This window comes from Seohaeicola zhoushanensis, assembly GCF_014656415.1.
GTDB classification, from domain to species: domain Bacteria; phylum Pseudomonadota; class Alphaproteobacteria; order Rhodobacterales; family Rhodobacteraceae; genus Seohaeicola_A; species Seohaeicola_A zhoushanensis.
Genome location: NZ_BNCJ01000003.1, coordinates 19,148 through 45,075, shown reverse-complemented (window position 1 = coordinate 45,075; position 25,928 = coordinate 19,148). Strand labels below are relative to the sequence as shown.

Annotated in this window: 24 protein-coding genes; 21 read left to right on the top strand and 3 right to left on the bottom strand. The window is 69.1% G+C overall.

Translation table 11 applies throughout. From position 1 onward, the window contains the following. Positions 1-214: 214 nt before the first annotated feature. Together ruvX and ccmI are read right to left on the bottom strand one after the other, a co-directional pair. Entirely contained in the window at positions 215-685 is a 471-nt protein-coding gene (gene ruvX, locus IE266_RS07930) for a Holliday junction resolvase RuvX (protein WP_189679534.1), read from the bottom strand. Beyond that, complete coding sequence (gene ccmI / locus IE266_RS07925) at positions 682-1,905, bottom strand: c-type cytochrome biogenesis protein CcmI (protein WP_189679533.1); 1,224 nt, start codon at positions 1,903-1,905, stop codon at positions 682-684. The genes ruvX and ccmI overlap by 4 nt, the downstream gene beginning before the upstream one ends. Before the next feature lie 209 nt (positions 1,906-2,114). Here ccmI and IE266_RS07920 point away from each other — a divergent pair, with 209 nt between their 5' ends. The 8 genes from IE266_RS07920 (at position 2,115) to IE266_RS07885 (ending at position 9,669) form a co-directional block, all read left to right on the top strand. Next, complete coding sequence (locus IE266_RS07920; protein ID WP_189679532.1) at positions 2,115-3,359, top strand: sarcosine oxidase subunit beta family protein; 1,245 nt, start codon at positions 2,115-2,117, stop codon at positions 3,357-3,359. A gap of 223 nt (positions 3,360-3,582) precedes the next feature. Next, a complete protein-coding gene (locus IE266_RS07915; RefSeq protein ID WP_189679531.1) occupies positions 3,583-3,924 on the top strand; it encodes a hypothetical protein in 342 nt (113 codons plus the stop codon). 186 nt (positions 3,925-4,110) lie between these two features. After that, positions 4,111-4,305, top strand: a complete 195-nt coding sequence (locus IE266_RS07910) for a hypothetical protein (RefSeq protein WP_189679530.1) — start codon at positions 4,111-4,113, stop codon at positions 4,303-4,305. An 89-nt stretch (positions 4,306-4,394) separates the two neighbouring features. Beyond that, a complete protein-coding gene (locus tag IE266_RS07905) occupies positions 4,395-4,724 on the top strand; it encodes a TfoX/Sxy family protein (RefSeq protein ID WP_189679529.1) in 330 nt (109 codons plus the stop codon). A 4-nt stretch (positions 4,725-4,728) separates the two neighbouring features. Continuing rightward, positions 4,729-5,058 carry a sarcosine oxidase subunit delta gene (locus IE266_RS07900; protein ID WP_189679528.1) on the top strand — a complete coding sequence of 110 codons (330 nt, stop codon included), beginning with the start codon at positions 4,729-4,731 and terminating at the stop codon, positions 5,056-5,058. Between the two features lie 34 nt (positions 5,059-5,092). Continuing rightward, positions 5,093-8,104: a sarcosine oxidase subunit alpha family protein gene (locus tag IE266_RS07895; protein ID WP_189679527.1), complete on the top strand. Its 3,012-nt coding sequence runs from the start codon at positions 5,093-5,095 to the stop codon at positions 8,102-8,104. Beyond that, positions 8,097-8,663: a sarcosine oxidase subunit gamma gene (locus IE266_RS07890; RefSeq protein WP_189679526.1), complete on the top strand. Its 567-nt coding sequence runs from the start codon at positions 8,097-8,099 to the stop codon at positions 8,661-8,663. The genes IE266_RS07895 and IE266_RS07890 overlap by 8 nt, the downstream gene beginning before the upstream one ends. Positions 8,664-8,787: 124 nt before the next feature. Beyond that, positions 8,788-9,669 (top strand): SMP-30/gluconolactonase/LRE family protein, encoded by an 882-nt coding sequence (locus tag IE266_RS07885; protein ID WP_189679525.1) that lies wholly within the window; start codon positions 8,788-8,790, stop codon positions 9,667-9,669. Positions 9,670-9,673: 4 nt separating this feature from the next. Here IE266_RS07885 and IE266_RS07880 read toward each other — a convergent pair whose 3' ends face one another. Beyond that, the gene (locus IE266_RS07880) at positions 9,674-10,609 is read right to left on the bottom strand and encodes a LysR family transcriptional regulator (RefSeq protein WP_189679524.1); all 936 of its coding nucleotides are present in this window, start codon (positions 10,607-10,609) and stop codon (positions 9,674-9,676) included. Between the two features lie 105 nt (positions 10,610-10,714). Here IE266_RS07880 and IE266_RS07875 point away from each other — a divergent pair, with 105 nt between their 5' ends. The 13 genes from IE266_RS07875 (at position 10,715) to IE266_RS07815 (ending at position 25,900) form a co-directional block, all read left to right on the top strand. Further along, positions 10,715-11,773, top strand: coding sequence for an LLM class flavin-dependent oxidoreductase (locus IE266_RS07875; protein ID WP_189679523.1), 1,059 nt, complete (start codon positions 10,715-10,717; stop codon positions 11,771-11,773). 10 nt (positions 11,774-11,783) lie between these two features. Beyond that, positions 11,784-12,581, top strand: coding sequence for a flavin reductase family protein (locus IE266_RS07870; RefSeq protein WP_189679522.1), 798 nt, complete (start codon positions 11,784-11,786; stop codon positions 12,579-12,581). Between the two features lie 13 nt (positions 12,582-12,594). Then, a complete protein-coding gene (locus tag IE266_RS07865; RefSeq protein WP_189679521.1) occupies positions 12,595-13,749 on the top strand; it encodes a CaiB/BaiF CoA transferase family protein in 1,155 nt (384 codons plus the stop codon). Between the two features lie 56 nt (positions 13,750-13,805). Further along, positions 13,806-15,845 (top strand): 3-hydroxyacyl-CoA dehydrogenase NAD-binding domain-containing protein, encoded by a 2,040-nt coding sequence (locus tag IE266_RS07860; protein WP_189679520.1) that lies wholly within the window; start codon positions 13,806-13,808, stop codon positions 15,843-15,845. Positions 15,846-15,878: 33 nt separating this feature from the next. Then, positions 15,879-17,039, top strand: coding sequence for an acyl-CoA dehydrogenase family protein (locus IE266_RS07855; RefSeq protein ID WP_189679519.1), 1,161 nt, complete (start codon positions 15,879-15,881; stop codon positions 17,037-17,039). Between the two features lie 131 nt (positions 17,040-17,170). Continuing rightward, a complete protein-coding gene (locus IE266_RS07850) occupies positions 17,171-17,767 on the top strand; it encodes a TetR/AcrR family transcriptional regulator (RefSeq protein ID WP_189679518.1) in 597 nt (198 codons plus the stop codon). Positions 17,768-18,084: 317 nt separating this feature from the next. Next, positions 18,085-18,855 (top strand): enoyl-CoA hydratase/isomerase family protein, encoded by a 771-nt coding sequence (locus tag IE266_RS07845; RefSeq protein WP_189679517.1) that lies wholly within the window; start codon positions 18,085-18,087, stop codon positions 18,853-18,855. A 3-nt stretch (positions 18,856-18,858) separates the two neighbouring features. Further along, positions 18,859-20,988, top strand: coding sequence for an acetate--CoA ligase family protein (locus IE266_RS07840; RefSeq protein WP_189679516.1), 2,130 nt, complete (start codon positions 18,859-18,861; stop codon positions 20,986-20,988). Between the two features lie 17 nt (positions 20,989-21,005). Then, entirely contained in the window at positions 21,006-22,208 is a 1,203-nt protein-coding gene (locus IE266_RS07835; protein WP_189679515.1) for an acyl-CoA dehydrogenase family protein, read from the top strand. A 1-nt stretch (position 22,209) separates the two neighbouring features. Beyond that, the gene (locus tag IE266_RS07830) at positions 22,210-23,169 is read left to right on the top strand and encodes an acyl-CoA dehydrogenase family protein (RefSeq protein ID WP_189679514.1); all 960 of its coding nucleotides are present in this window, start codon (positions 22,210-22,212) and stop codon (positions 23,167-23,169) included. 10 nt (positions 23,170-23,179) lie between these two features. Continuing rightward, complete coding sequence (locus tag IE266_RS07825; RefSeq protein ID WP_189679513.1) at positions 23,180-23,938, top strand: SDR family NAD(P)-dependent oxidoreductase; 759 nt, start codon at positions 23,180-23,182, stop codon at positions 23,936-23,938. 22 nt (positions 23,939-23,960) lie between these two features. Further along, positions 23,961-25,163: an SDR family oxidoreductase gene (locus IE266_RS07820; protein ID WP_189679512.1), complete on the top strand. Its 1,203-nt coding sequence runs from the start codon at positions 23,961-23,963 to the stop codon at positions 25,161-25,163. Further along, complete coding sequence (locus tag IE266_RS07815; RefSeq protein WP_189679511.1) at positions 25,160-25,900, top strand: carboxymuconolactone decarboxylase family protein; 741 nt, start codon at positions 25,160-25,162, stop codon at positions 25,898-25,900. Before IE266_RS07820 ends, IE266_RS07815 begins: the two co-directional genes overlap by 4 nt. Positions 25,901-25,928: the final 28 nt, after the last annotated feature.

Here is a 25,928-nt window from a genome sequence, read left to right as displayed (position 1 = left end):
CCCTCTCCCCCGAGGGGAGAGGGGAGGGCTTTTGGCGGAATTGTGGTTTGGGTGGAGGGGGTGGCGTCCCCTCACCCTGGCGCTCTCCCCCGAGGGGAGAGGGGAGGGCTTTTGCGGGAATGGTGGTTTGGGTGGAGGGGGCGGAACCCCTCACCCTGGCCCTCTCCCCCGAGGGGAGAGGGGAACGGCTCTGTCTTGAAATGCGTGTCGGGGGTCAGCCGCGCAGGTGGCGGAGGCGGTCCAGGGCGCCCTGCAGGATATAGCCGGCGGCGACGTGGTCGATGACCTCGGCGCGGCGCTTTCGCGAGGTGTCGGCCTCGAGAAGGGCGCGTTCTGCCGCGACGGTGCTGAGCCGTTCGTCCCAGAAGCCGATGGGCAGGTCGAGCACGCCCGAGAGGTTGCGGGCGAAGGCGCGGGTCTTCTGGCAGCGCGGGCCTTCGGAGCCGTCCATGTTCAGCGGCAGGCCGAGCACGATGGCGCCGATGGCGCGGCCCTGCACCAGCTCGGCGAGGCGGGCGGCATCGAGGGTGAACTTCTTGCGCCGCACTGTTTCCAGCGGGCTGGCGACCATGCCGGCGAGGTCGGAGACCGCGACGCCGATGGTCTTCTCGCCGAAATCCAGCCCCATCAGCGCGCGGTTGCGCGGGCAGGCGGCGGCGAAATCGGCGAAGGCGTCGTGGATCATTCCGCCACCCCGGCGGCGCGGGCGGCGGCCTCGATCTGTTCCAGCGCGGCGGCATCGCCGTTGAAGGCGGTGCGGGCCTCGGCGGCGATGGCGCGGGCGCGGTCGGTCTCGCCCAGCACGCCGAGCGCGTTGATGAGCTTGGCCCATTCGGCCGGCGGCCCGCCTTCCTCGGCCAGCCGGGCGGCGAGGCCCTCGACCATGCCGCGGATCATCTCCTGCCGGTCGCCGGCATTCATGCCGGCGGCGGCCTGCACGTCGGCGGCGGTGGGGCCCCTGTCGCCCGGAAGCGGCGGCAGTTCGTAATCGACCCCAGCGCGGGCGGCGGCCTCCTCGATCTGGCCGCGGATCGGGGCGACCCAGGGCGCGTCCGGCCGGCTCTGGCTCAGCAGCTGGTTCCAGATCCGGAAGGCGATGTCGGGCCGCCCGGTCTGGGCCATCATCAGGCCGGTATAGTAGCGGGCGATGCCATTGGCGGGTTCGCGCGCCAGCGCGGCGTCGAGCGCCCGTTCGGCCTCGGGCGAGACATAGCCGCCGGCGGCGAGGATCAGCATGTCGGCCAGCGTCGTGTAATCCTGCGCGGTGGCATTGTCGCCCTTGAGCTCGATCACCCGCTTCTGCGCGGCATAGGCGGCGGTCATGTTGCCGGTGGCGACCTCGTGGCGGGCCAGCAGGCTGTGGCCCTCGAGATCGTCGGGGCGGGCGGCGACGGTGTCGCGCAGCTTCTGCACCAGGGCGAGGTAGTCGGGACCGGGATTGGCCAGCGGCGGCGCGGCGGGGGCCTGGGCCTCGGCCTCGGCCTGGCCGGGGCGGCTCTGGCGCAGCGTGTCGGCGGCGGCGATGCGGGCCTTGAGCGAGAGGTCGGGATAGCCGGGCGCGCCGAGGCGGTTGTAGAGCGCGAGGCTGCCCGCCGCGAGGGCGAGCACCAGCGCGCCGGCGAGCAGCGGGGTCGTCGCGGTGGCGGCGACTGGGGCTGCGGCCTGGCGCTCGGCATCGGCGGCGAGCACGCGGCGGCCGATCTCGGCGCGCACGCGCTCGGCGTCCTCGGGGCCGATCACGCCGCGGGCGAGGTCGCGGTCGACCTCGGCCAGCTGGCCGCGGTAGACGGCGAGGTCGAAGGCGGCCGGCGCATCGGCGGCGGCGGTGCGGGCGCGCAGCAGGGCAAGCGCGGGCAGGCCGGCGGCGGCGAGGGCGATCAGCAGGGCGAGTATCCAGAAGGTCATGGCGGCTCCGGCGGTTTGGTCCAGATAACCGCGCGGGGGGCCTGACAAAAGGGCGAATGTTTCACGAGGCTGCGAGGCGCCGCGGCAAAAGCGCGCCATGTCGCAAATGTCGTGGGAAATGCCGCGCGGGGTATCCTCTTTTTGGCCCTGTCGCGCAGAAGCAGGGGAGAAGGTAAACTGATGCGAATCCATGCGTGGGGGCCCGACCGATGAAGCGATATTCCGTGTTCGCTGTGGCGCGCGAGGCGTTGAGGCATCACACCGGCTGGGAGCGCGCCTGGCGCAGTCCCGCGCCGAAGCGGCGGTACGACGTGGTGATCGTCGGGGCCGGGGGGCACGGGCTGGCGACGGCCTATTACCTGGGCAAGAACTTCGGGATCACCAATGTTGCGGTGATCGAGAAGGGCTGGCTGGGCGGCGGCAATACCGGGCGCAACACCACGATCATCCGGTCGAACTATCTCCAGGATGCCTCGGCGGCGATCTACGAGAAGGCGCGCAGCCTGTACGAGACGATGAGCCAGGACCTGAACTACAACGTGATGTTCAGCCCGCGCGGCGTGATGATGCTGGCGCAGACGCAGCACGAGGTGCGCGGCTACAAGCGCACGGCGCACGCCAACCTGCTGCAGGGCGTGGCGACCGAGTTCATCTCGCCGGCACGGGTCAAGGAGCTGGTGCCGATCATCCACCTGGAGGGGCCGCGCTATCCGGTGCTGGGGGCGCTCTGGCAGCCGAGGGGCGGGACCGCGCGGCATGACGCGGTGGCCTGGGGCTATGCGCGGGCCTGTTCTGCGATGGGCATGGACATCATCCAGCAGTGCGAAGTTACCGGGGTGCGGACCGAGAACGGCCAGGTGCGGGGCGTCGAGACCACCAAGGGCGCGATCGACTGCGCCAAGCTGGGCATCGTGGTCGCCGGGCACTCCAGCGTGCTGGCGCAGATGGCGGGGTTCCGGCTGCCGATTGAATCGCTGGCGCTGCAGGCGCTGGTGAGCGAGCCGATCAAGCCCTGCATGGACGTGGTGGTGATGGCCAACACGGTGCACGGCTACATGAGCCAGTCCGACAAGGGCGAGATGGTGATCGGCGGCGGCACCGACGGGTTCAACAACTATACCCAGCGCGGCAGCTTCCACCACATCGAGGAGACCGTGCGCGCGCTGATCGAGACCTTCCCGATGATCTCGCGGCTGAAGATGCTGCGCCAATGGGGCGGCATCGTCGACATGACCGGCGACCGTTCGCCCATCCTGTCCAAGACCCCGCTGGAGGGCTGCTTCGTCAACTGCGGCTGGGGCACCGGCGGGTTCAAGGCGATCCCCGGCTCGGGCTGGGCGATGGCCGAGCTGATGGCGACCGGGGCCTCGCCGCTGGCGGCCGAGTTCTCGCTCAGCCGCTTCCGCGAGGGCCGCTTCATCGACGAGAGCGTTGCGGCGGGGGTGGCGCACTGATGCAAATTTCCTTCGAGGAAATTTGTCCGGATTTCTGCGAGAAATCCGGCCTGCGTGTCCGCCGGGGCGCGGGCGAGCCAATTTCCTCGCAGGAAATTGGACCGGAATTCTCGTGGAATTCCGGGGCGGGTGGCGGAGTTCTGCGCATGGTGGAACCCTGCCGGAACCCCACCGGGGGCACCTTGGTTATGTCTGCAATCGCAAACGGATTGGAGACAAGATCATGGCAAACCAGGATGTCCACAGCACCTATGTCGAACGTGACCGGGTTGTCACCAACGAGGGCACCGGCGCAGGCGCATTCATCATCGGCGGCATCGTCGTCGCCCTTCTCGTGCTCATCTGGCTGTTCAGCATGGGCGCAGGCGATGACGCCGTCACCACGGTGCCTGCAACCGAGAACAACAGCGTCACCATCGAGGCCCCGGCAGCCCCGGCGACCATCACGCCTGACGCCGGCACCGGCAGCAACACGACCGCTCCGGCTCCGGAAGCAACCGCTCCGGCTGACACCACCGAGTCGACCACTGTGCCTGCCGTTCCGGCCGCACCTTCGGGTAACTGACGCAGGCAATCCTGCGCACCATCCTGCTGCAGGATCGCGGCCGCCCCATGCCGGGCGGCCGCTTGCCGTTCCGCTTTCCGGCACCCCTGTCGGGGGCGGAAAAGAAATCAGAATTTCTCACGATTTCGGGAACTCTTCTGCCCGTGCAGGCGTTTGCCTGTCGAATACCGATAAACGGAGCAGGAAATGTCGGATCAAACTCATAGCACCCTATCGGGCGGCAACGGCGCCCTGGCCTTCATCCTCGGCGGCGTGGTCGTCGCCCTGCTGGTGCTGGGCTGGATCATCTTCGGCGGCAAGCTGCCGGGAACAGATCAACCGGACATTCGTATCGAACTCCCCGGCGGCAAGGCCGTGGAGGGAACAGTCACCGGCAACTGACGCCGGAACAATACAGTATCTTCACGAGTTCGGGATGGGCGATTACCTCGTGCCCATCCCTTTTCGTTTGTGCATGGAGGATTTGCCCCATGCCCTTTGATGCCGCCATGGCCGAGCGGATGCGCGCCGACCTGGGCTTTCAGCCCGGCCTTTCGGAAAAGCGCATGTTCGGCGGGCTGTGCTTCCTGCTTCACGGCAACATGGTCTGCGGCGTCGCGCGCGACATGGCCTTCTACCGCCCCGGCAAGACGCGCGAGGCCGAGGCGCTGGCGCTTGGCGCCGCGCCGCTGTCCTTCACCGGCCGGCCGATGGGCGGGATGGTGGAACTCGACGCCGGCGGCTTCGAGGATGAGGCCACCCGCGCGGCGCTGACCGAACTCTCGCTATCACACGTCGCAACCCTGCCTGCGAAAGGATGACGTCATGCTGATCCTGGAATGTCCCTATTGCGGCGTGAAGGCCGACGAGACCGAGTTGAGCGCGGGAGGCGAGGCGCATCTCAAGCGCTTCGGCCCCGGCGCGGACGACGAGAGCTTCGAGGGCTATCTCTTTGCGCGCGAAAACCCCAAGGGGGTGCATTTCGAGCGCTGGCGCCACAGCTACGGCTGCGGCAAGTGGTTCCACGCGGCGCGCAACACGGCGACGCTGGAGGTCTACGGCACCTATCCGGCACAGGTGAGCGTGCCGCCCAAGGACATTCTCAAGACGATCAGCGCCGCCGTGCCCGGCTGGCGCTGGCGGGATCTCGGGTGAGCGACATGGAAGCGAACAACAAGGGGGCCGAGATATGAGCGCGCGCCTGGCCACGTATGGCCGTCTGATCGACCGGACGTCCAAGCTGGATTTCACCTTTGACGGCAAGCCGATGATGGGCTTCGAGGGCGACACGCTCGCCTCGGCGCTGTTGGCCAACGACCAGATGCTGGTGGGCCGGTCGTTCAAGTATCACCGCCCGCGCGGCGTGGTGGCGAGCGGGGCGGAAGAGCCGAACGCGCTGGTCAACCTCGGCGAAGGTGCGCGGTTCGAGCCGAACCAGCGGGCCACCACGACCGAGCTTTTCGGCGGGCTGGCGGCGCGGTCGCAGAACCACTGGCCGACGCTGGAGTTCGATGTCGGGCAGGTGAACAGCTATCTCGCGCGGTTCCTGCCGGCGGGCTTCTACTACAAGATGTTCATGTATCCGCGCAGCTTCTGGAAGCATGTCTACGAGCCGTTCATCCGGCAGTCGGCGGGCCTTGGCCAGCCGCCGAAGGAGCGGGACGCCGATACCTACGAGCATTTCCACGTGCATACCGACGTGGTGGTGGCCGGGGGCGGCGTGGCGGGGCTGATCGCGGCGAAGGCGGCGGCGCAGTCGGGTGCCAGGGTGCTGGTGCTGGAGCAGAACGCCCATTGGGGTGGGCGGGCGCCGGTCGATGGCGGGCGGATCGACGACTGGCCGACGGATGGCTTCGTCGAGCGGCTGGTCAAGGAACTGGAGGGCATGGCAAACGTGACCCTGCGCGCGCGCTGCATGGTCTCGGGGCTTTACGACCACGGCTATGTGCTGGGCTACGAGCGGGTCAGCGACCACGTGCCGGGCGCCGAGGGGCCGCGCCACCGGCTGTGGCGGATCCGGGCGAAGCAGGTGATTGTGGCGACCGGCGCGATCGAGCGGCCGCTGGCCTTTGCCGGCAATGACGTGCCGGGGGTGATGCTGGCCTCGGCGATGCGCGACTACCTCGTGAACTGGGGCGTCGCGGCGGGCGAGCGGGTGATTGTCGCCACCAACAACGACGACGCCTATCGCACGGCGATCACGCTGAAGAAGGCCGGGGTGGAGGTGCTGCGCATCCTCGACGCGCGTGAGACCGGGGGCGGCGCGCTGATGGAGGAGGCGCGGCGGCTGGGGATCCGGATCGATTGTGGCCGGGCGGTTGGCAAGGTCACCGGCGGCAAGCGGGTGAAGGCGGTGCAGATCTGCGCGCATCAGGGCGCCGGGGGCGCGCTGGAGGAGGTCGCCTGCGATGCGGTGGCCATGTCGGGCGGCTGGTCGCCGGCGGTGCACCTCTGGAGCCATTGCGGCGGCAAGCTGACCTGGGACGACACGGCGGCGATGTTCCGCCCCGACGAGAGTCGCGCGCCGACCGGTGCCGATGGCAAGCCGATGGCGGTGGCCACCGGCGCGGCGAATGGCGCGATGACGCTGGAGGCGATTGCGGCGGATGCCTTCGCGGCGGGGCGCAAGGCGGCGCAGGCGGCCGGGTTCAAGCTGAAGCGGGCGAGCGCGGTCAAGGCTGACCCTGCGCCCGAGAGCGCGATCGAGCCGGTCTGGATGATGCCGGCGCGGGCGCGGGTGGGGCTGCGGGCGAAGGCCTGGCTCGACTACCAGAACGACGTCAAGGTCTCGGACGTGCAGCTGGCGGCGCGCGAGGGCTATGAGAGCGTCGAGCACACCAAGCGCTATACCACGCTGGGGATGGCGACGGATCAGGGTAAGTTGAGCAATATCAACGGTCTGGCGGTGCTTGCTGATACGCTGGGTGCAGCGATCCCGGCGGTGGGGACGACGACCTTCCGGCCGCCCTACACGCCGATCTCGATGGGCGCGATTGGTGGCGAGGCGCGGGGCGAGGTGTTCCAGCCACTGCGCAGGACGCCGATGTATGACTGGCACGCCGCCCATGGCGCGGACTGGGAGCCGGTGGGCCAGTGGCGGCGCCCGTTTGCCTATGTACAGGGCGGCGAGGATGTGCATCAGGCGGTGAACCGCGAGGTGAAGAACGTCCGGCAAGGCGTTGGTTTGCTTGATGTATCCACGCTTGGCAAGCTGCTGGTCAAGGGGCCGGACGCGGGCAGGTTCCTCGACATGCTCTACACCAACATGATGAGCACGCTGAAGCCGGGCAAGTGCCGCTACGGGCTGATGTGCAACGAGAACGGCTTCCTGATCGACGACGGCGTGGTGGCGCGGATCGATGAGGAGACCTTCCTCTGCCACACGACAACCGGCGGCGCAGATCGCATCCACGCGCATATGGAAGAGTGGCTGCAGACCGAGTGGTGGGACTGGAAGGTCTATACCGCCAACCTCACCGAGCAGTTCGCGCAGATCGCCGTGGTCGGCCCCAAGGCGCGCCAGGTGCTGGAGAAGCTCGGCGGCATGGACCTCTCGAAGGAGGCGCTGCCCTTCATGGACTGGAAGGACGGCGCAATCGGCAACTTCCAGGCGCGGGTGTTCCGGATCTCCTTCTCGGGCGAGCTGAGCTTTGAAATCGCGGTGCCGGCCTCGCAGGGGCTGGCCTTCTGGGAGACCCTGATGGAGGCGGGCCGCGAGTTCGGGATCATGCCCTATGGCACCGAGGCGCTGCACGTGCTGCGGGCCGAGAAGGGGTTCATCATGATCGGCGACGAGACCGACGGCACGGTGATCCCGCAGGACCTGGGGCTGGGCTGGGCGATCTCGAAGAAGAAGGACGACTATCTGGGCAAGCGGGCGCAGGAGCGGTCGTTCATGGCAAGCCCGGACCGCTGGAAGCTGGTCGGGCTGGAGACCACCGACGGCTCGGTGCTGCCGGATGGGGCCTATGCGGTGGCCGAGGGCAGCAATGCCAACGGCCAGCGGAACACGCAGGGGCGCGTGACCTCGACCTATTACTCGCCGACGCTGGGGCGCGGCATCGCCATGGGGCTGGTGCATCGCGGCCCCGACCGGATGGGCGAGGTGATCGAGTTCCCGGGTACCGATGGCAAGACCTACAGCGCGAAGATCGTCGATCCGGTGGTCTACGACAAGGACGGGGAGAAGCAGAATGTCTGAGGCTGTCAGCGCATTGGGCGGCGCCCGTTTCGAGGGGCTGGCCGTGGTCGAGGATTGCGGCCTGAGCGGCATGATCACGTTGCGCGGCGACCTGTCGGCGGCGGCGGTGAAGAAGGCGGCGCTGGCCGGGTCCGGCTGCGCTGTTCCGGGGGAGCGCAAGGCCGTCGTCTCGGACAAGGGAGCGTTGCTGTGGATGTCGCCGGACGAGTTGCTGGTGCTCTGCCCCTATGACGAGGTCGGCGCGCGGGTCGCGGCGATGACCAAGGCGCTGGGAAAGGCCCATGCGCTGGCGGTGAACGTCTCGGATGCCCGCGCCGTGCTGCGGCTGTCGGGGCCGAAGGCGCGCGAGGTGCTGGCCAAGCTGTCGCCCGTCGACCTGTCGCCCGAGGCCTTCGGCGTCGGCGACCTGCGACGGTCGCGCATCGCCCAAGTGGCGGCGGCCTATTGGCTGGAGGATGAGGAGAGCTTCCGCATCATCTGTTTCCGATCGGTCGCGGAATATGTCTTCGGCGTTCTGAAGGTGGCCGCGGCCAAGGGATCGGCGGTCGGGTATTTCTGACCGCCGCCTACCGGCCCCTGCGCTTTGCGCGGATCACTCCTGCATGAAATGGCGGCAAGCCGCGATGGCACTGCGGGGTAGCCGCTTCTAGTCTCGCTCCGGGACATTCCGGAGGTGGGGACGCATGGAGATCGAACGTTTCGGAGAATGCCGGGCGCAGCTTGGCGAGTCGCCGCGCTGGGACGCGGCGGGCGGGCGGCTCTGGGTCATGGACTGCCGGGCCGGACGGATCATGAGCCTGGATGGCGTGACAGGAGCTGTCTTGACCAGCTTCGACGTGCCGGCCCCGAGCGGCTGCTTCGCGCTGACCGAGGATGGACGGGTGGTCGTCGCGCTGAAGGAGGCGGTGGTCGCGGTCTCGGTCGCGGGGCAGGGGATGGTCGAACTGGGCCGGATCGGGGACAGCCACCCCAACCTGCGGCTGAACGACGGGGCAGCGATGCCGGACGGCAGTTTCGTCGTCGGCACCATGCATGTCTTCCGCGAGCCGGGTGAGGCGCCCCTTGGCGGGCTTTACCGGTTGGCCCCCGAGGGCGGGTTCGAGCGGATCGGCACCGGGATAGGTGTCACCAATGGCCCCTGCGTCAGCCCGGTGAACGGGCGTTTCCACGTCTGCGACAGCGCCGCGCGGGTGATCTGGAGCCATGCCGTGGGGCCGGGGTTCGAACTCTCGGGCCCGCAGGTCTTTGCCGAGACGGCGGCGCTGGATTCGGCGCCCGACGGCTGCTGTTTCGATGCCGAGGGCGGGCTCTGGACCGCGCTGGTCCATGCCGGGGCCGTGGTGCGATACGACACCAGCGGGCGGGTGAGCCACCGCATCGCGCTGCCGGTGGCGCATCCCGCCGGGGTCTGCTTTGGCGGGTCGGAGATGGACGAGATCTTCGTGACCTCGATCAGCGACAGCGGGCGGTTGCGGGCCGAGGGGCCGCTGGACGGGGCGGTGTTGCGGGTGCGCGGCAGCGGCTTCACCGGCGCGCCGGTGCCTCGGGCACGGATCGCGGCCTGACCGCTCAGAGCTGGCGGGCGTAGAAGTTGTCGAAGCGGCGGTTGCCGCCGGCGACATGCTCGGCCACGAAATCGAGGAACAGGCGGATCTTGGCGGGCACCATCGGCGTGTCGAGGATGGTGGCGAAGATGCCCTCCTCGAAGCTGGTGTTGGTGACGCGGTAGTCGGGCAGCAGGTGGACCAGCCGGCCGGCGGCAATGTCCTCGGCCACCGTATAGTCGTCGAGCAGGGCGATGCCTTCGCCGAGGCGGGCGAGTTCGAGCAGCACGATGCCGTTGTTGGTGATCTGGCGCGGCTGGATCTCGAGTTCCTGCACCGCCTCGCCTAGGCGGAAGCGCCAGACGAAGTTGTCGCCGGGCAGCAGGTAGGCGAGGCAGGCGTGGGCCGGCACCTGCTCGGGCGATTGCGGCGCGGGGTGGCGGGCGAGGTAGTCGGGCGAGGCCACCAGCAGGCGTTCGCTGTGGAACAGCATCCGGCGGCGCAGCGTGGCCTCTTCGGGCGGGGCGATGCGGAAGTCGATGTCGAACTGTTCGCGGCGCAGGTCGACCTTGGCCTCGCCGAGGATCAGCTCGATGCGGATGTCGGGATACTTGCGGGTGAAGCCGGCGATCAGCGGGGTGAGCACGCCGACGCCGAACATAACGCGGGAATGCACCCGCAGGGTGCCCTGCGGCGCGGTGCTGATGGCGGTGATGCTGTTCTGCGCCTCGTTGATGCTGGAGAGGATCCCGTCGAGGTGGCGGGCATATTCCTCGCCCGCCTCGGTCAGGTCGACATGTCGGGTCGAGCGGCGCAGCAGCTTGACCTTCAGGCTGTGCTCGAAATCGGAGAGCGCGCGCGAGACCGAGGTGGCCGAGATGCCGAACTTGTTGGCCGTTATGGTGAAGCTGCCGGTCTGGGCGACGGACTGGAATAGTTCCATGGCGCGAAGTCGATCCATGATTACCTCCATTTTGTGCAGGTCAGTGAGGATCAGTTTTGCGATTAAATACTAGTTTGGCAGTAATGTAAATTGCCCTGGATCAGTTCATTCAGGGAGGATTCCATGGAATTCGGCGTTTTCACTCTGGCGCAGCAGCGCGGGTATCACCAGAGCTCGCACGAGGTCATCGAGAACTCGGTCGAGCAGACCGTCCTGGCCGAGCAGGCCGGCTTCGATGCCGCCTGGTGCGCGGAGCACCACTTCAACAACTACTCGCTCTCGCCCTCGCCGCTGATGACGGTGGCGCATTGGGCCGGGCGCACCACGCGCATCCGCCTCGGCACCGCCGTCTGCATCCTGCCGCTCTACCACGCGCCGCGCTTCCTGGCCGAGGTCGGGCTGGTGGACGGTCTGTCGAACGGCCGCCTGGAGCTGGGCATCGGTTCCGGCTACCAGGAGTTCGAGTTCGAACGTTTCGGTACCTCGCTCGCCGATGCGGGCCCGATGTTCCAGGAATACATGGACGTCATCCCGCTGGCGATGCAGAACAAGATCTTTGAATACCACGGCAATTACCTCGACATCCCGCCGAGCTCGATCGCGGTGCGTCCGGTGCAGCAGCCGATGCCGCCGATCTGGGTGACCACCGGCAACCCGAGGGTGCGCGAGCGGACCATGCGCGAGGGGCACAACCTCTTCGTGACCGTGCTGCATGGCGGCCTGGACGCGATCCGGGGCCTGCGCGGCAAGCTCGAGGAATCGGCCGATGCCGCCGGCACCAACCTCGATGACACCAAGCTGGGCTTCCTGCGCTGCGGCTTTGCCAGCGACAACAAGGCCGAGATCGAATCCTATCTCGACAATGCCCGTTTCGCGCGCCGCCTGTCCGAAAGCCTGAAGGAGCGCCGCCAGCAGACCGACGACGGCTACCTCATGCAGGAAGTGCCGCTGAACCAGGAGATGAGCCTGGAAGAGATGGCGGCCAACCTGCCGGTCGGGTCGGTCAACCAGGTGATCGACCGCCTGCTGGCCGAGATCGAGATCCTCAAGCCCAAGCACATCGCGCTGCAGACCCAGCTCGGCGACTTCGACCAGAAGACCATGCTGAAGCAGATCGAGCTCTGGGGCGACCGGATCATCCCCGCCGTCCAGAAGGCGCTGGACACCAAGGCGGCGGCCTGAGGAGACGAGGATGCGCATTCACCTCACGGATGCGGGGACGATCAGCCTGGTGGAGCCCTCGAATTTTCGGGCGCTCGACGTGCTGGTCGATCCCCAGCCTGAAGAGCAGCGCCTGAAGGCGCTGCGGCGGATCGGCGCGCCCGAGGGCGAAGGCCACGTGCGCCTGTCGCCCGACGTGCTGCGGTTCCTCTCCGGCCATGCCGGGGAGGCCGAGTGGGAAGCCGGTTTCGCCGCGATGCTGGCCTATGCCGCCAAGGCGGGCTGGGTCGACGAGGCGGGCCGGGTGCGTGCGCATCTGACCTTCGGCGAGGCACGGGGTATCGTGTCCTCCGAGGATTTCCGGGCCGCGATGCGCGCCCTGCCGGCGGGCATCAGTGCGATCACCGCGAAGGGCCCCAAGGGCGATTGCGGGATGATCGTGTCGAGCCTGACCTCGATCTCGGCCGAGCCGCCGATGGTCGGGTTCTTCGTGCATCAGAGTTCGTCCATGGTGCCGGTGCTGCGCGAACAGGACGCCTTCGCCGCCAATATCCTTGGCCAGGAGCACCGTGCGGTGCTGCGTGGCTTCATGCTGGCCGAGCAGGGCGAGGCGCGTTTCGCCGAGGGCGACTGGCTGCGCGAAGGCGAAGGCCCGGCGCAGCTGGCCGACGCGCTGGCGCGGATGGAATGCGACATCGTCCACCGCGAGCAGATCGGCACGCATCTGCTGATCGTCGGGCGGATTCGCCAGTCGGTCAGCCGCGAGGCCAGCCCGATCATCAACTTCAACGCGGGCACCCGCGTTCTGGCCGAGGTCGCGGCCGAGTGACGGAGAACATACGATGAAGGGGGCTCTGGACGGCATCGTCGTCATCGATGCCAGCCGGGTCCTGGGCGGGCCCTATTGCGGCCAGATCCTGGCCGACCACGGCGCGCGGGTGATCAAGGTCGAGCCGCCGGCGGGCGACGAGACCCGCGCCTGGGGGCCGCCGTTCAAGGGCGACAGGTCGAGCTATTTCATGGGGCTCAACCGCAACAAGGACGGCATCGTGCTGGACCTTGCGGCGGAAGAGGGGCGCGACGCGCTGCTGCACCTGTTGCAGGGCGCGGACGTCTTCATCGAGAACTTCAAGATCGGCACGCTGGAGAAGTGGGGCATCGGCGGCGAGGGTCTGCGCGAGCGGTTCCCGCGGCTGGTGCATGCCCGCGTCTCGGGGTTCGGCGCTGAGGGGCCCTATGGTGGGCGGCCGGGCTATGACGCGGCGATCCAGGCGCTGGTCGGGCTGATGAGCGTCAACGGCGAAGCGGGCGGCAAGCCGCTGCGCATGGGCGTGCCGGTGGTCGATATCGTGACCGGGCTGAACGCGGCGCTAGGCGTGCTGCTGGCGCTGCAGGAGCGGACGCGCTCGGGGCAGGGGCAGTTCGTCGAGGCCTCGCTTTATGACTGCGGGATGTCGCTGCTTCATCCGCACCTTGCCAATGTGCACATGGGCGCTGCGGTGCCGGGGCCGGCGGGCAATGCGCATCCCAACATCACGCCCTATGACACCTATCGCTGCGCCGATGGCGAGGTCTTCCTGGCGGTGGGCAACAACGGCCAGTTCGGCAAGCTGTGCGCGGTGCTGGGGCTTGAGGGGGCGGCGCAGGATGCGCGCTTTGCCACCAATGCGCTGCGCAAGGAGAACCGCCCGGTGCTGCGCGAGGTGCTGGAAGAGCGGCTGGGACAATTCCCGGCGGCCGAGATCGCCGAGCGGCTCATCACCTCGGGCGTGCCCTGCGCGCCGGTGCGCACGGTCGACCAGGTGATCACCGATCCGCATACGCGGGCCAGCGGCATGATCGTCGATATCGGCGAGGACTATCGCGGCACCGCCAGCCCGATCAAGCTGGGCCGCACCCCGGCGACCTACCGCAAGGCACCGCCCTCGCTGGGCGAGGATGCCGATGCGGTGGCGCGCGAATTCGGCCTTCCCGGCCTGGCCCCGGCGTCCGAGTAACGCCGGGCGCCGCGCGGGCGGCCCCCCCCCCTCTGACAAATCAAAGGAATTCCTCCATGAGCGTATCCGTGGAAGTGGCCGGGGGCATTGCCCAGGTCGTGATCGACAACCCGCCGGTGAATGCGCTGTCGCGCGACGTGCGCGCCGGCCTGATCGAGGCGGTCCGCACCGCCGACGCCGACCCCGCGGTGCGCGCGGTGCTGCTGCGCTGTGCCGGGCGGACCTTTGTCGCCGGGGCGGACGTCAAGGAATTCGACCTGCCGCCGATGGAGCCGCACCTGCCCGACGTGATCGCGGCGGTCGAGGGGGCGGGCAAGCCCTGGCTGGCGCTGATCCACGGCAATGCGCTGGGGGGCGGTATGGAACTGGCGCTTGGCTGTCGCTGGCGGCTGGCGGTTGCGGGCGCGAAGCTCGGCTTTCCCGAGGTGAACCTCGGGATCATTCCGGGCGCGGGCGGCACGGTGCGCACGCCGCGGCTGACCGGGATCGAGGCGGCGGTCGAGCTGGTGACCTCGGGCAAGCCGGTGACGGCGGCGCGGGCGGCGGAAATCGGGCTGGTCGACGCGGTGGTCGATGCCGAGGATGCGGTTGCGGCTGCGCTGGCCTGGCTGGCGGCAGCCCTGGCGCGGCCGCTGCCGGTGGCGCTGAGCGCGCGTTCGGTGGAGGCGCCGGATGCGGCCTTCTGGGCGGCGGCCGAGGCGCGGGTGCGCAAGGCGGCGCGGGGTGCGGCGGCGCCGGGCGAGGCGCTGGCCTCGCTGCGCCATGCGGCGGGCGCGGGGTTTGCCGAGGCCATGGCCTTCGAGCGCGAGACCTTCCTGCGGCTGCGCGCCTCGGACGAGGCGGCGGCGCTGCGGCACGTGTTCCATGCCGAACGCGCGGCGCCGCGTCCGGCCGAGCTGAACGGCATCACGCCGCGCCCGCTGACTCGCGTGGGCGTGATCGGCGGCGGCACCATGGGGGCGGGCATCGCAGTGGCGATGCTGAACGCCGGGTTGCCGGTGCGCATGGTCGAGCGGGATGCCGAGGCCGCGGCGCGCGGGCTGGGCAATGTCGAGAAGATCTACCGCGAGACGGTGGCGCGCGGGCGCATGAGCGAGGCGGCGATGGCCGCGCGGCTCGCCGATTTCAGCGTGGGCGAGAGCTATGAGGTGCTGGGCGACTGCGACCTGGTGATCGAGGGCGTCTTCGAGGACCTGGAGGTCAAGCGCGCGGTCTTTGCCCGGCTGGCAGAGGTTTGCGGGCCCGAGACGGTGCTGGCGACCAATACCTCCTATCTCGACCCCGAGGCGATCTATGCCGGGCTGCCGCATCCCGAGCGGTTCCTGGGGCTGCATTTCTTCAGCCCGGCCCATGTGATGAAGCTGCTGGAGATCGTGCCGACCGGCGCGACCGCGCCCGATGTTCTCGCGACCGGCTTTGCGCTGGCGCGGCTGGCCGGCAAGATGCCGGTGCGCGCGGGGATCTGCGACGGGTTCATCGGCAACCGGATCCTCAAGCTGATGCGGGTGCAGGCGGAGCGGTTGCTTCTGGCCGGCAGCACGCCCGCCGAGGTGGACGCGGCGATGCGCGGCTTCGGGATGGCCATGGGGCCGTTCGAGGCGCAGGACCTCTCGGGGCTGGATATCGCGGCCTATCAGCGCCAGGCGGCGCGGGCGCGGGGGCAGGAGAGCTTTGCGCCGGTTGGCGACCTGCTGGTCGCCGCGGGGCGGCTGGGCCGCAAGACCGGCGGGGGCTGGTACGACTACGAGGACGGCAAGGCGCAGCCGGGCCTGCCGCTGGCGGTGGGGGCCTCGATCGAGGCGGCCCGCGCGCAGGTGCCGGCGAAGACGCGGGCGCGCAGTGCCGAGGAGATCGTCGACGCCATCCTGCTGCCGATGATCAACGAGGCGGCGCAGATCGTGGGCGAGGGCATCGCGTCTTCGGGTGCGGATGTCGATCTGGTGAAGATCCACGGCTATGGCTTCCCGCGCCATCGGGGTGGGCCGGTCTGCTATGGCCGCAGCATCGGTTTTGCGACGGTCGTCGCGCGGCTGGAGGCGCTGCAGGCCGAGGGGCTGGCCGAAGCGCCCTGCGCCGAACTGCGCGCCTGGGCCTGAGCAAGAGATAAAAGACACGAAGGTAGGACAAACATGAGCCTTGATGCCGAGACCCTGAACCAGTTCCGCGACACCGTTTCGCGCTTTGTGCGCGAGCGGCTGGTGCCGCTGGAGGACAAGGTTGCCGAAGACGACGCCATTCCCGAGGACGTGGTTGCCGAGATCCGCGAGATGGGGCTGTTCGGGATGAGCATTCCCGAGGAATACGGCGGCGTCGGGCTGACGATGTCGGAGGAGGTGCAGATCGCCTTCGAGCTGGGCTTTACCTCGCCCGCCTTCCGCTCGCTGATCGGGACCAACAACGGGATCGGCTCGCAAGGCATCATCATGGACGGCACGCCCGAGCAGAAGGCGAAGTATCTGCCGCGCCTGGCCAACGGCGAGCTGATCGCCTCCTTTGCGCTGACCGAGCCGGACGTCGGCTCGGACGCCGGGTCGGTGCGGACCTCGGCGCGGCGGGAGGGCGACCATTACGTGCTGAACGGCACCAAGCGGTTCATCACCAATGCGCCGCGCGCCGGGCTGTTCACCGTCTTCGCGCGAACCGATCCGAACACGACCGATGCCTCGGGCGTCACGGCCTTCCTGGTCGAGGCGGGCACGCCGGGGCTGAAGCTGGGCCCGAAGGACCACAAGATGGGCCAGCGCGGCGCGCATACCTGCGACGTGATCTTCGAGGACTGCCGGGTGCCGGCCTCGGCGATCCTGGGCGGCAAGGAGGGCGTCGGCTTCAAGACGGCGATGAAGGTGCTCGACCGCGGGCGGCTGCACATCTCGGCGATCTGCGTCGGCGCGGCCGAGCGGCTGATCCACGAGAGCCTGAATTATGCCATCGACCGCAAGCAGTTCGGCGGGCCGCTGGCGGACAAGCAGCTGATCCAGGCGATGCTGGCGGACAGCCGGACCGAGGCCTATGCGGCGCGCTGCATGGTCGAGGAGACCGCGCGGCGCAAGGATGCCGGGACCAATGTCTCGGAAGAGGCGGCCTGCACCAAGATGTATGCCTCGGAGATGGTCGGCCGTGTCGCTGACCGGGCGGTGCAGATCCACGGCGGGGCCGGATACATGACCGAATACGCGGTCGAACGCTTCTATCGCGACGTGCGCCTGTTCCGCATCTACGAGGGCACGACGCAGATCCAGCAGGTCATCATCGGCCGCAGCATGGTGCGCAACGCGCTGCGCAACCGCTGAGGAAGACTGTTCCCGCAGGTGCGCTCGCGGCGTAACCTGCGGGCGGCGAACGGCCCGGCGCGCCCTGCGCCGGGCCTTTGGCCTTGTGGCGGCGGCGCGTGGCGCATAGCACTGAGACTGCAGGGAAAATGATGGAACCGGACGTGCCGAAAGACCGCAACAGCCGCGCCGAGCGGATCATCGAGACCGCGGCCGAGCTTTTCGTCGAGCGCGGTTACGAGAGCACGTCGATGCGCGATATCGCCAATGCCTGCGGCATTTCGAAATCGCTGCTCTATCACCACTTCTCGGACAAATACGAGATCTTCACCAAGGCAGCCTCGACCGGCGGCTCGGGCCTGAACGAGCAGGTCGAGGAGGCGCTGGCGAAGGGCGGCAGCGCGCGCGAGAAGCTGCTGACCTTCATGCAGATCACCGCGCGCTATTTCGAGGAGAACCGCCTGTCTTGGATCGCCTCCTCGCAGGAGTTCTGGTCCTCGAACGAGAACCGCGTCTCGCTCAAGATGCGGGTGCGGCGGGATGCCTTCGAGAACATGCTGCGAGGCATCCTCGACGAGGGCGTGGCCTCGGGCGAGTTCCGGATTGAGGATACGCGGATGGCCGGGCGGCTGATCCTCTCCTCGCTGAACTGGATGCAGCGCTGGTATCGTCCCGGTGGGACCAAGACCGCGCAGGACATCGCCGAGGCCTATTTCAGCCTGATCCTGAACGGCATCGACGGCGCATAGAGCGCGGGTTTTCCCTTCCCTTGTCGTGTGAACCAGCCCGCCGGCGGGCTTGGTCGGCTGTTCCTGTCGCCTTGGGCTGACCGGTCAGTTGGCTGGAGGCTGACCGATCGGTCAGCCCAGCGGGGCGCGGGTGCGGCTTTCGTGATGGTCCTTGAGGATTATAAATATGAATTAATATCAATAATTTACGACGCATTACAGCGAATCTGTGCAGGAGTGTTCTGCAGGATTGGCAGGGGGCCGATGCTTGCTTTTTGGGCGCCCGGATCGCTACCCAACATGGAAACTGACCGATGGGTCAGCCTTGGAGGGGAACCATGACAGACACGTTCGTACACCTCGAAGTCTCGGACTACGTCGCGCTGGTGACGATGGACAGGCAGCCGGTCAACGCGCTCAGCCGCGAGATGCGGCGGCAGATCGTTGCCACCTTCGACGAGATCTCGGCCCGCGATGACATCCGCTGCGCGGTGCTGACCGCCACCGGCAAGGTCTTCTGCGCCGGGGCCGACCTGAAGGACCGGCCCTCGGCCGACATTCCGGGCGATTTCCTCGAACACAACCGGATCACCCGCGAGACCACCAACGCGATCCGCGAATGCGCCAAGCCGGTGGTTGCCGCCGTCAACGGCGCCGCGCTGGGGGCGGGGATGGCGCTGGCGATGGCCTGCGACATCTTCTTTGCCAGCGACAAGGCGACCTTCGGGATGCCCGAGATCAACGTCGGGCTGGCCGGTGGCGCGTCGATGCTGCGCACGGTGCTGGGCCGGTCGACCATGCGGCGGATGTTCTTCACCGGGCAGCGGCTGACCGCCGCCGACCTGTTCCGCCGCAACGTGATCGAAGAGGTCACGACGGAAGAGGCGCTGATCCCGACCGCGATGGAGCTGGCGCGCGAGATCGCCTCGAAGGCGCCGCTGGCGACGATCTATGCCAAGCGGGCGGCCAATATGGTCGACGTGATGCCGCAGCGGGATGCCTACCGCTTCGAGCAGGAATTCACCATGGCGCTGGCCAAGACCGAGGATGCCCGCGAGGCGCGGATGGCCTTCCTTGAAAAGCGCGCTCCGCAGTTCAAGGGACGCTGATCCATGACCACCGCTATCGCGCAGCCGGGTGTCGGACTCGATGCCTTCTTCAAGGCCGAGGGCATTGCCGTCGTCGGCGCTTCGGATGACATCAACAAGATCGGCGGCCGGCCGGTGCACCTGCTGCGCAAATACGGCTATGCCGGGCCGATCTATCCGGTGAACCCGCGGGCAGGCGAGATCCAGGGGCTGACGGCCTATGCCTCGGTGCGCGATCTGCCGACGGCGCCGGACATGGCGGTGCTGGCGGTGCCGGCGGGCGCGACGGCCGAGGCGCTGCGCGACTGCGCGGCGCGCGGGGTGAAGGCGGTGGTGGTGCTGTCCTCGGGCTTTGCCGAGGCGGGACCCGAGGGCGTGGCGATGCAGGACGAGCTGGTAGAGATCGCGCGCACGGCGGGCATCCGGCTGCTGGGGCCGAACTGCCTGGGCACGATTAGCGTGGTCGACGGGGCGATCGGGTCGTTCTCGATCGTGCTGGAAGAGAACATGCCGCCGCTGGGCCAGGTCGGGATCGTGTCGCAGTCGGGCAATATCGGCAGCTACATGGTGCAGAACGTGGCGCTGCGCCGTCTGGGCGTGAGCCGCTTCATCGCCACGGGCAACGAGGCGGATGTGGACGTGGCCGACGGCATCGCCGCCATGGCCCAGGATCCGCATACGCGGGTGATCCTGTGCTGCATGGAGACCTGCCGCAGCGCCGAGCGCCTGATCACGGCACTGGACCTGGCGCGGGCCAATGGCAAGCCGGTGATCGTGCTGAAGATCGGCGCGACCGAGAGCGGGCAGGCGGCAGCCGCCTCGCACACCGGCGCGCTGGCCGGGTCGGATGCGGTGATCGACGCGGTGTTCCGCCGCCATGGCGCGCTGCGGGTGCGCAGCGTCGAGGAACTGCTGGACGTGGGCCACGCGGCCTCGCAGCTGCTGCCGGGCCGGCTGCCGGCGGGCAAGCGGCTGACGGTTGTGGCGGCCTCGGGCGGGTTCGGGATCATGATGGCCGATGCCGCCTCGAACGCCGGTTTCACGCTGCCGCCGCTGAGCGAGCCGACCAAGGCGGTGATCCGCGAGACGGTGCCGACGGCGGGGACCGAGAACCCGGTCGATGCCTCGGCGCAGATGTCGAGCCGCCCGGACATCCTGTTCAAGATGCTCTCGGCACTGATGGAAGAGCCGAACACCGACGCGACGCTGTTGTTCCTGTCGCTGTCGCTGCACAATTCGCGGCTGCGGGGGATCTACCTCGACGCGCTGGCGCAGATCCGCGCGGCGCATCCCGAGCGGCTGCTGGTGATCGCCGCCGCCGGTCCGGCGGATGCGGTGGCCGAGATCGTCGCGCTTGGCATCCCGGTCTTCCCGAGCATCGACAGCGCGGTCGGCGGGCTGGACGGGCTGGCGCGCCTTGGCGCGTTGCGCTCGGCGGGCAGTGTCGCGCGGGCCGAGATCGCGTCCGAGACGCTGGACCCGGCGGCCTTCCGCAACGAATACAACGCCAAGCAGGCGCTGGGGGCGGCGGGCATCGCCGTGCTGCCCGAGGCGGTTGCCACCTCGGCCGACGAGGCGGCGGAGCTGGCGGGGCGCTTCGGTTTCCCGGTCGTGCTCAAGATCGTGTCCGAGGATATCGCGCACAAGACCGAGATCGGCGGCGTTGTGCTGAACCTGGGCGATGCCGAGGCGGTTCGTGCGGCGCATGACCGGATCCTGGCGAATGCCGCGGCCAGGGCGCCGGGGGCGCGCATCGACGGCGTGCTGGTGACACCGATGGCCGGCAAGGGCGCCGAGCTCATCATGGGCATCTCGCGCGATCCGGTCTTTGGCCCGGTGGCGATGGTGGGCATCGGCGGGATCTATGCCGAGGTCCTGCAGGACGTGCAGGTGCAGACCGCCCCGGTCAGCGAGACCGAGGCGCTGGCGATGATCCGGTCCTTGCGGATGTTCCCGGTGCTGGACGGCGCCCGCGGGCTGGCGCGCGCCGATGTGAGCGCCGCGGCGCAGACGCTGGCGCGCCTGTCGGAATTCGCCGTTCGCCATGCCGGCCAGGTGGCCGAGATCGACCTCAACCCCGTGCTGGTCCGGGCAGAGGGCGAGGGGGTTGTTGCCCTCGACGCGCTGCTGATCCCGGTTGCCCCCGCGGCCTGACCCTGTCGAGGATTCCGATGACCTATCAGACCGACGTGACCATTCCCGACCCCGCGCAGGGGCGCGAGCTGTACCGTGCCCATGCGCGCAGCTGGCTTGCGGCAAACCTGCCCGAGCACATGCGCAGCGACAGCCTGGCCTATCGCGCGCCGACGCTGGAGGAATGCACCCTCTGGGAGCGCGCGATGCACCGGGCCGGCCTGGCCGGTATGACCTGGCCGACCGAATACGGCGGCTTTGGCCTGACCCTGCGCGAGCATCTTGCCGTGAACAAGGAGATCGGCGCGCTGATGATGCCCGAGAGCGTCGGTTCGGTGGGCAAGGAACTGGCCGGGCCGATCATCATGGCGGTGGGCACCGAGGCGCAGAAGGCCGAGTTCCTGCCGCGCATCCTGCGGCTGGAAGACTACTGGTGCCAGGGCTTCTCGGAGCCGGACGCGGGTTCGGACCTCGCGCGGCTGCGCACCAAGGCCGAGCTTGAGGGCGAGACCTGGCGGATCAACGGCCAGAAGATCTGGACCTCGGGCGCGATGAAGGCGACCTATTGCCTGCTGCTGGCGCGCACCGGGACGGTGGCCGACAAGCACAAGGGCCTGGTGATGTTCGCGGTGCCGATGAACAGCCCCGGTATCACCGTGCGCCCGATCAAGTCGATCGACGGCAAGGAGAGCTTTGCCGAGGTCTTCTTCAACAACGTCGAGGTGGCCGACAGCCTGCGCCTGGGCGCCCCGGACGAGGGCTGGAGCGCGGCGATCCGCGTTCTGTCGATCGAGCGGGCGACCAACCGGATGTATCGCCCCTGGCGCTTCGAGGCCGAGCTGCGCAGCCTGCTGCGCGCCTGCAAGTCGGACGCGGTGCTGGCGCGGCGGCTCGACGACAGTGACGTGCAGCGCCGCGTGGGCGAGATCGTCGGGCAGATCGACGGGCTGAAGGGGCTGATCGAGGCCTCGGTCGAGCACCTGGAATCTGGGGCGCCGATCGGCGCGCGGGGGTCGCTGTCGAAGTTCTACTGGTCCGAGTGCCACCAGGCCTTCGCCGGTTTCGCCTATGACCTGCTGGCGCAGGTCGGGCCGCAATCGAGCCCGCTGGCGCGGCGCGCCAAGGCGCATTTCACCACCGGCTATCTCTTTGCCCGTGCCGAGACGATCTATGCGGGCGTCTCGGAGGTGCAACTCGACATCATCGCGCAGCGCATCCTGAACCTGGCGAAGGACAAGTGACATGAGCACCGAAGACGACACGCTCCGCCCCGAGGATTTCGCCGATGCCGCGCTGGCGGCGATCACCGATGCCGCCGGGCATGACATTGCCGGTGCCGCCGGCCTGCTGGCCGAGGCCGGGTTGCTGGGCATCTCGGCCGCCGAGGACGATGGCGGGCTGGGGCTGGGGCTGGAATTCGCCCTCTCGCTGGCGGCGATTGCCGGGCGCGAGAACCTGGGCTTTCCCTTTGTCGAGCAGATGCTGCTGGCGCGGGCCTTTGCCGGCACGCCGCAGGCGGCGGCGCTGATCGCGGGCGAGCTGGTGGCGACCATCGCCTGGCAGGGTGACGTCGGCCTGGGGCTGGCCTCGCAGGCGCCCTTCGCGGGAGTTTGCGGCGCGGTGCTGGTGGCGCGCGACGGCGAGGCGGTGCTGTTCGAGCGCGAGTCGCTTCAGGTCAGCGAAGACCCGGCGCTCGACCCCGAGCGGCCGCAGTCCTGGCTGGGGCTGGCGGGCGCGCGCGAGATCGCGGTGCTGGACACCGAAGGCTTCGCGGCGCTGCGGCGCGAGGCGCGGTTGTTGCAGGGGGCCTATGTCACCGGGCTGGCGGAAGCCGCGCTGGAGACCACGGCGGCCTACCTGGAGACGCGGACCCAGTTCGGCCGGCCGCTGAGCGCCAAGCAGGCGGTGCGCCACAGCCTGGCGCGGATGAAGCTGCTGGTCGAGAAGAACAAGGCGGCGCTGGCGCGCGCGCTGGCGGCGGACGAGTTCGGCGCGGCGCGCGATGCGCGGGCGGCCTTCGTCACGGCGGCGGCAGACGCGGGCTTCGTGCTGGAGCGGGCGATCCACCTGCATGGGGCCATGGGCTTTACCTGGGAAGTGCCGCTGCACCGGGCGCTGCGCGCCGTGCGCAAGATCGACGCGGCCTTCGACACGCCGGCGGCGCTGCGCGGGCTCGGCAAGACATTCATCGACGCGGCTTGAGGAGAGCGGGATGCAACAGGACATGCTGGGCCGGGTGGCCCTGATCACGGGCGCAGGCAATGGCATCGGCCGCGAGACCGCGCGCCAGATGGCCGCGCGCGGCGCGATCGTCGGGATCAACGACCTGAAGGAAGAATTCGTCGAGGCCGCCGTGGCCGAGATCTGCGAGAGCGGCGGCAATGCCTTCGGCGTGGTGGCCAACGTCTCGACCCGCGAGGGGATGTTCGGGGCGGTCGAGGCCGCGCGCGCGCAGGGCGAAGGGTTCGACATCCTGGTGAACAACGCCGCCTGGGTGCGCTACCAGGCGGTGCCCGACATCATGGACGAGACCATGGACCGGATGCTCAACATCGGCTTCAAGGGTGTGATCTGGGGCATCCAGGCCGCCGCGGCGGCGATGGACCCCGAGCGGGGCGGGGCGATCGTCAACGTCGCCTCGACGGCGGCGCTGCGCTCGACGCTGAATTCGGTGGTCTATTCGGGCATCAAGTCGGGCATCCTGGGGATCACCCGCGCGGCGGCCGCGGAGCTGGGCGCGCGCAACATCCGGGTGAACGCGCTTTGCCCCTCGGCCGTGCCGACGGAAGGCACCCAGCGCAACCGCAACGCCGAGCGTGACGCGGCGCGCATCGCGCGCACGCCGCTGGGCCGGCTGGGCACCGTTACCGATATCGCGCGCGGGATCTGCTTCCTCGCGAGCGATTCCGCCGAGTTCATCTCGGCACAGGCTCTGGTGGTCGACGGCGGATCGACCTTCACCAACATCTGAGCCGGCGCGGGCGGGGAGAGCGATGCGGACGGTCCTGATAACCGGAGCGGCGGCGGGCGTGGGCAAGGCGGCAGCGGAGCTGTTCGCCCGCGACGGCTGGCGTTGCGTGCTGGTCGACCGCGACTCGCTGCGGCTGGCGGCGGTGCGCGACGGGCTGGGGAAAGGCCATGTCGCGGTGACGGCCGACCTGACGGCCGATCCGCTTGCCTTGTCTCTGCCCGATGATCTGGGCCGGATCGACGCGCTGGTCAACAATGCCGGCATGTCGGATGGCAGCGGCACGGGGCTGTGCGACAAGGACTTTGCCGCGCTTGGTCCGGTGATGCGGCTGAACCTCGCCGCGCCGATGCGGCTGGTTGAGGTTCTGGGGCAGCGGCTGGTGCCGGGTGCGCGGGTGGTCAATGTCTCGTCGGGGGCGGGGCTGCGGGCGATCCCGTTCCGAGGCGCCTATAGCGCCAGCAAGGCCGGGCTGATCGTTGCCTCGCGCGCGCTGTCGCGAGCGCGGCCGGATCTTCGTGTTTCGGTTCTCTGCCCCGGCTTCGTGCGCACCGAGATGGTCGAGGGGCTGATCGCCGCCGGCCGGCTGGACCCGGACCGCGCGGTGGCCAAGATCCCGCTGGGGCGGATGGCGCACCCCGAGGAGTTGGCCCATGCGCTGCTGTTCCTGGCGGGGAGCGGCGGGGCGGCGCTGAACGGGCAGGTGCTGAGCCTCGATGGCGGATCGTCGGTCTATGGCGGCAGCTTCGGCTTTGCGCCGAACGCCCAGGCGGTATTGCCGCTGGAGGCCGAGACCGAGCTGACGATTCACGGGCAGGAGAGCGCTCCGAGCCTCGCCGCGCTGATGTCGGGGCAGGCGGGGCGCTATCCCGCGGTGATCGACGCGACGCCGCTGGCGGCGGATGCGGAGGTTCTGGTCGAGGCGGTCCATGCGAGCGCGCGCCGCTTTGCCGCCGCCCATGGCGCAAGGGCGAGCCTGACGCTGCTGCTGCCCGCGCCAGGTGGCGAGGACGACGTTGCCGGACAGGGCGCGGGCGAGGCGGCGCGGATGATGGTGCGCACGCTGGCATGCGAGCTGGCCGACCGGGCGCTGCGCATCAACGCGGTCGAAGTCGCGGATCCGGCGGGGCTGGACCGGCTGGCCGACCTGTTCTGTTATGTTGCCGGGGCGCGGGCGCAGTTCCTGACCGGCCAGATCCTGACCCCCGAGCGGAGCGCGCGGACATGAGCGACGACCTTTCGCCCGCCCAGCGGGACATCAAGGCCTATTTCATCACCGAGCGCGGATACTGGCGGCCCTGGACCGAGGCGATCCTGCGGACCAACCCGGATTTCCTGCGCCGCTATGCGCGTTATGCCGGGCATCCGGCGCGCAACGGGCCGCTCTCGGCGCGGATGGTGGAACTGATCTATCTCGCGCTCGACTGCTCTTCGACGCATCTCTACACCAATGGCGCGCGCACCCACCTGGGCATGGCCTTCGAGGCCGGGGCCAGTGTCGCCGACGTTCTGGACGTGCTGCGCATCGTCACCGAGCAGGGGCTGGACAGCGTCTACGAGGCCGCCGAGATCCTGGCCGAAGAGGCCGGGGTCGACCTGAGCGACGCCCTGCCGGCGGGGCTGCGCGCGCGGGTCGAGCGGGTGCTGCCGGCGGATATGCGCGGCATCGAGGCGTTGGCCCGGCTCGATCCGGCCTATCTTGACGCCGTCCTCGAATTTCTGGAAAGCGAGGACAGCCTCGACGGGCTTGGCCCGGCAGAGCGCAGCCTGATCGAGATCGCGCTGAGCGCCTGTTTCACCGGCTACAACCCGAATGCCCTGCGCCGCAGGATCCGGTTCGCCCTGGGGGCGGGTGTTCCCCGCGCCGATATCCTCCAGGCGATCCAGCTGGGCGCACATCTGTCGGTTCATGGAACCGCGCTTGGAGCACTACTGCTCAAGGAATCCCTCGATGCCACCGCGTGAGTGGCATGAGTCCGGTCCGTCAGGGAGG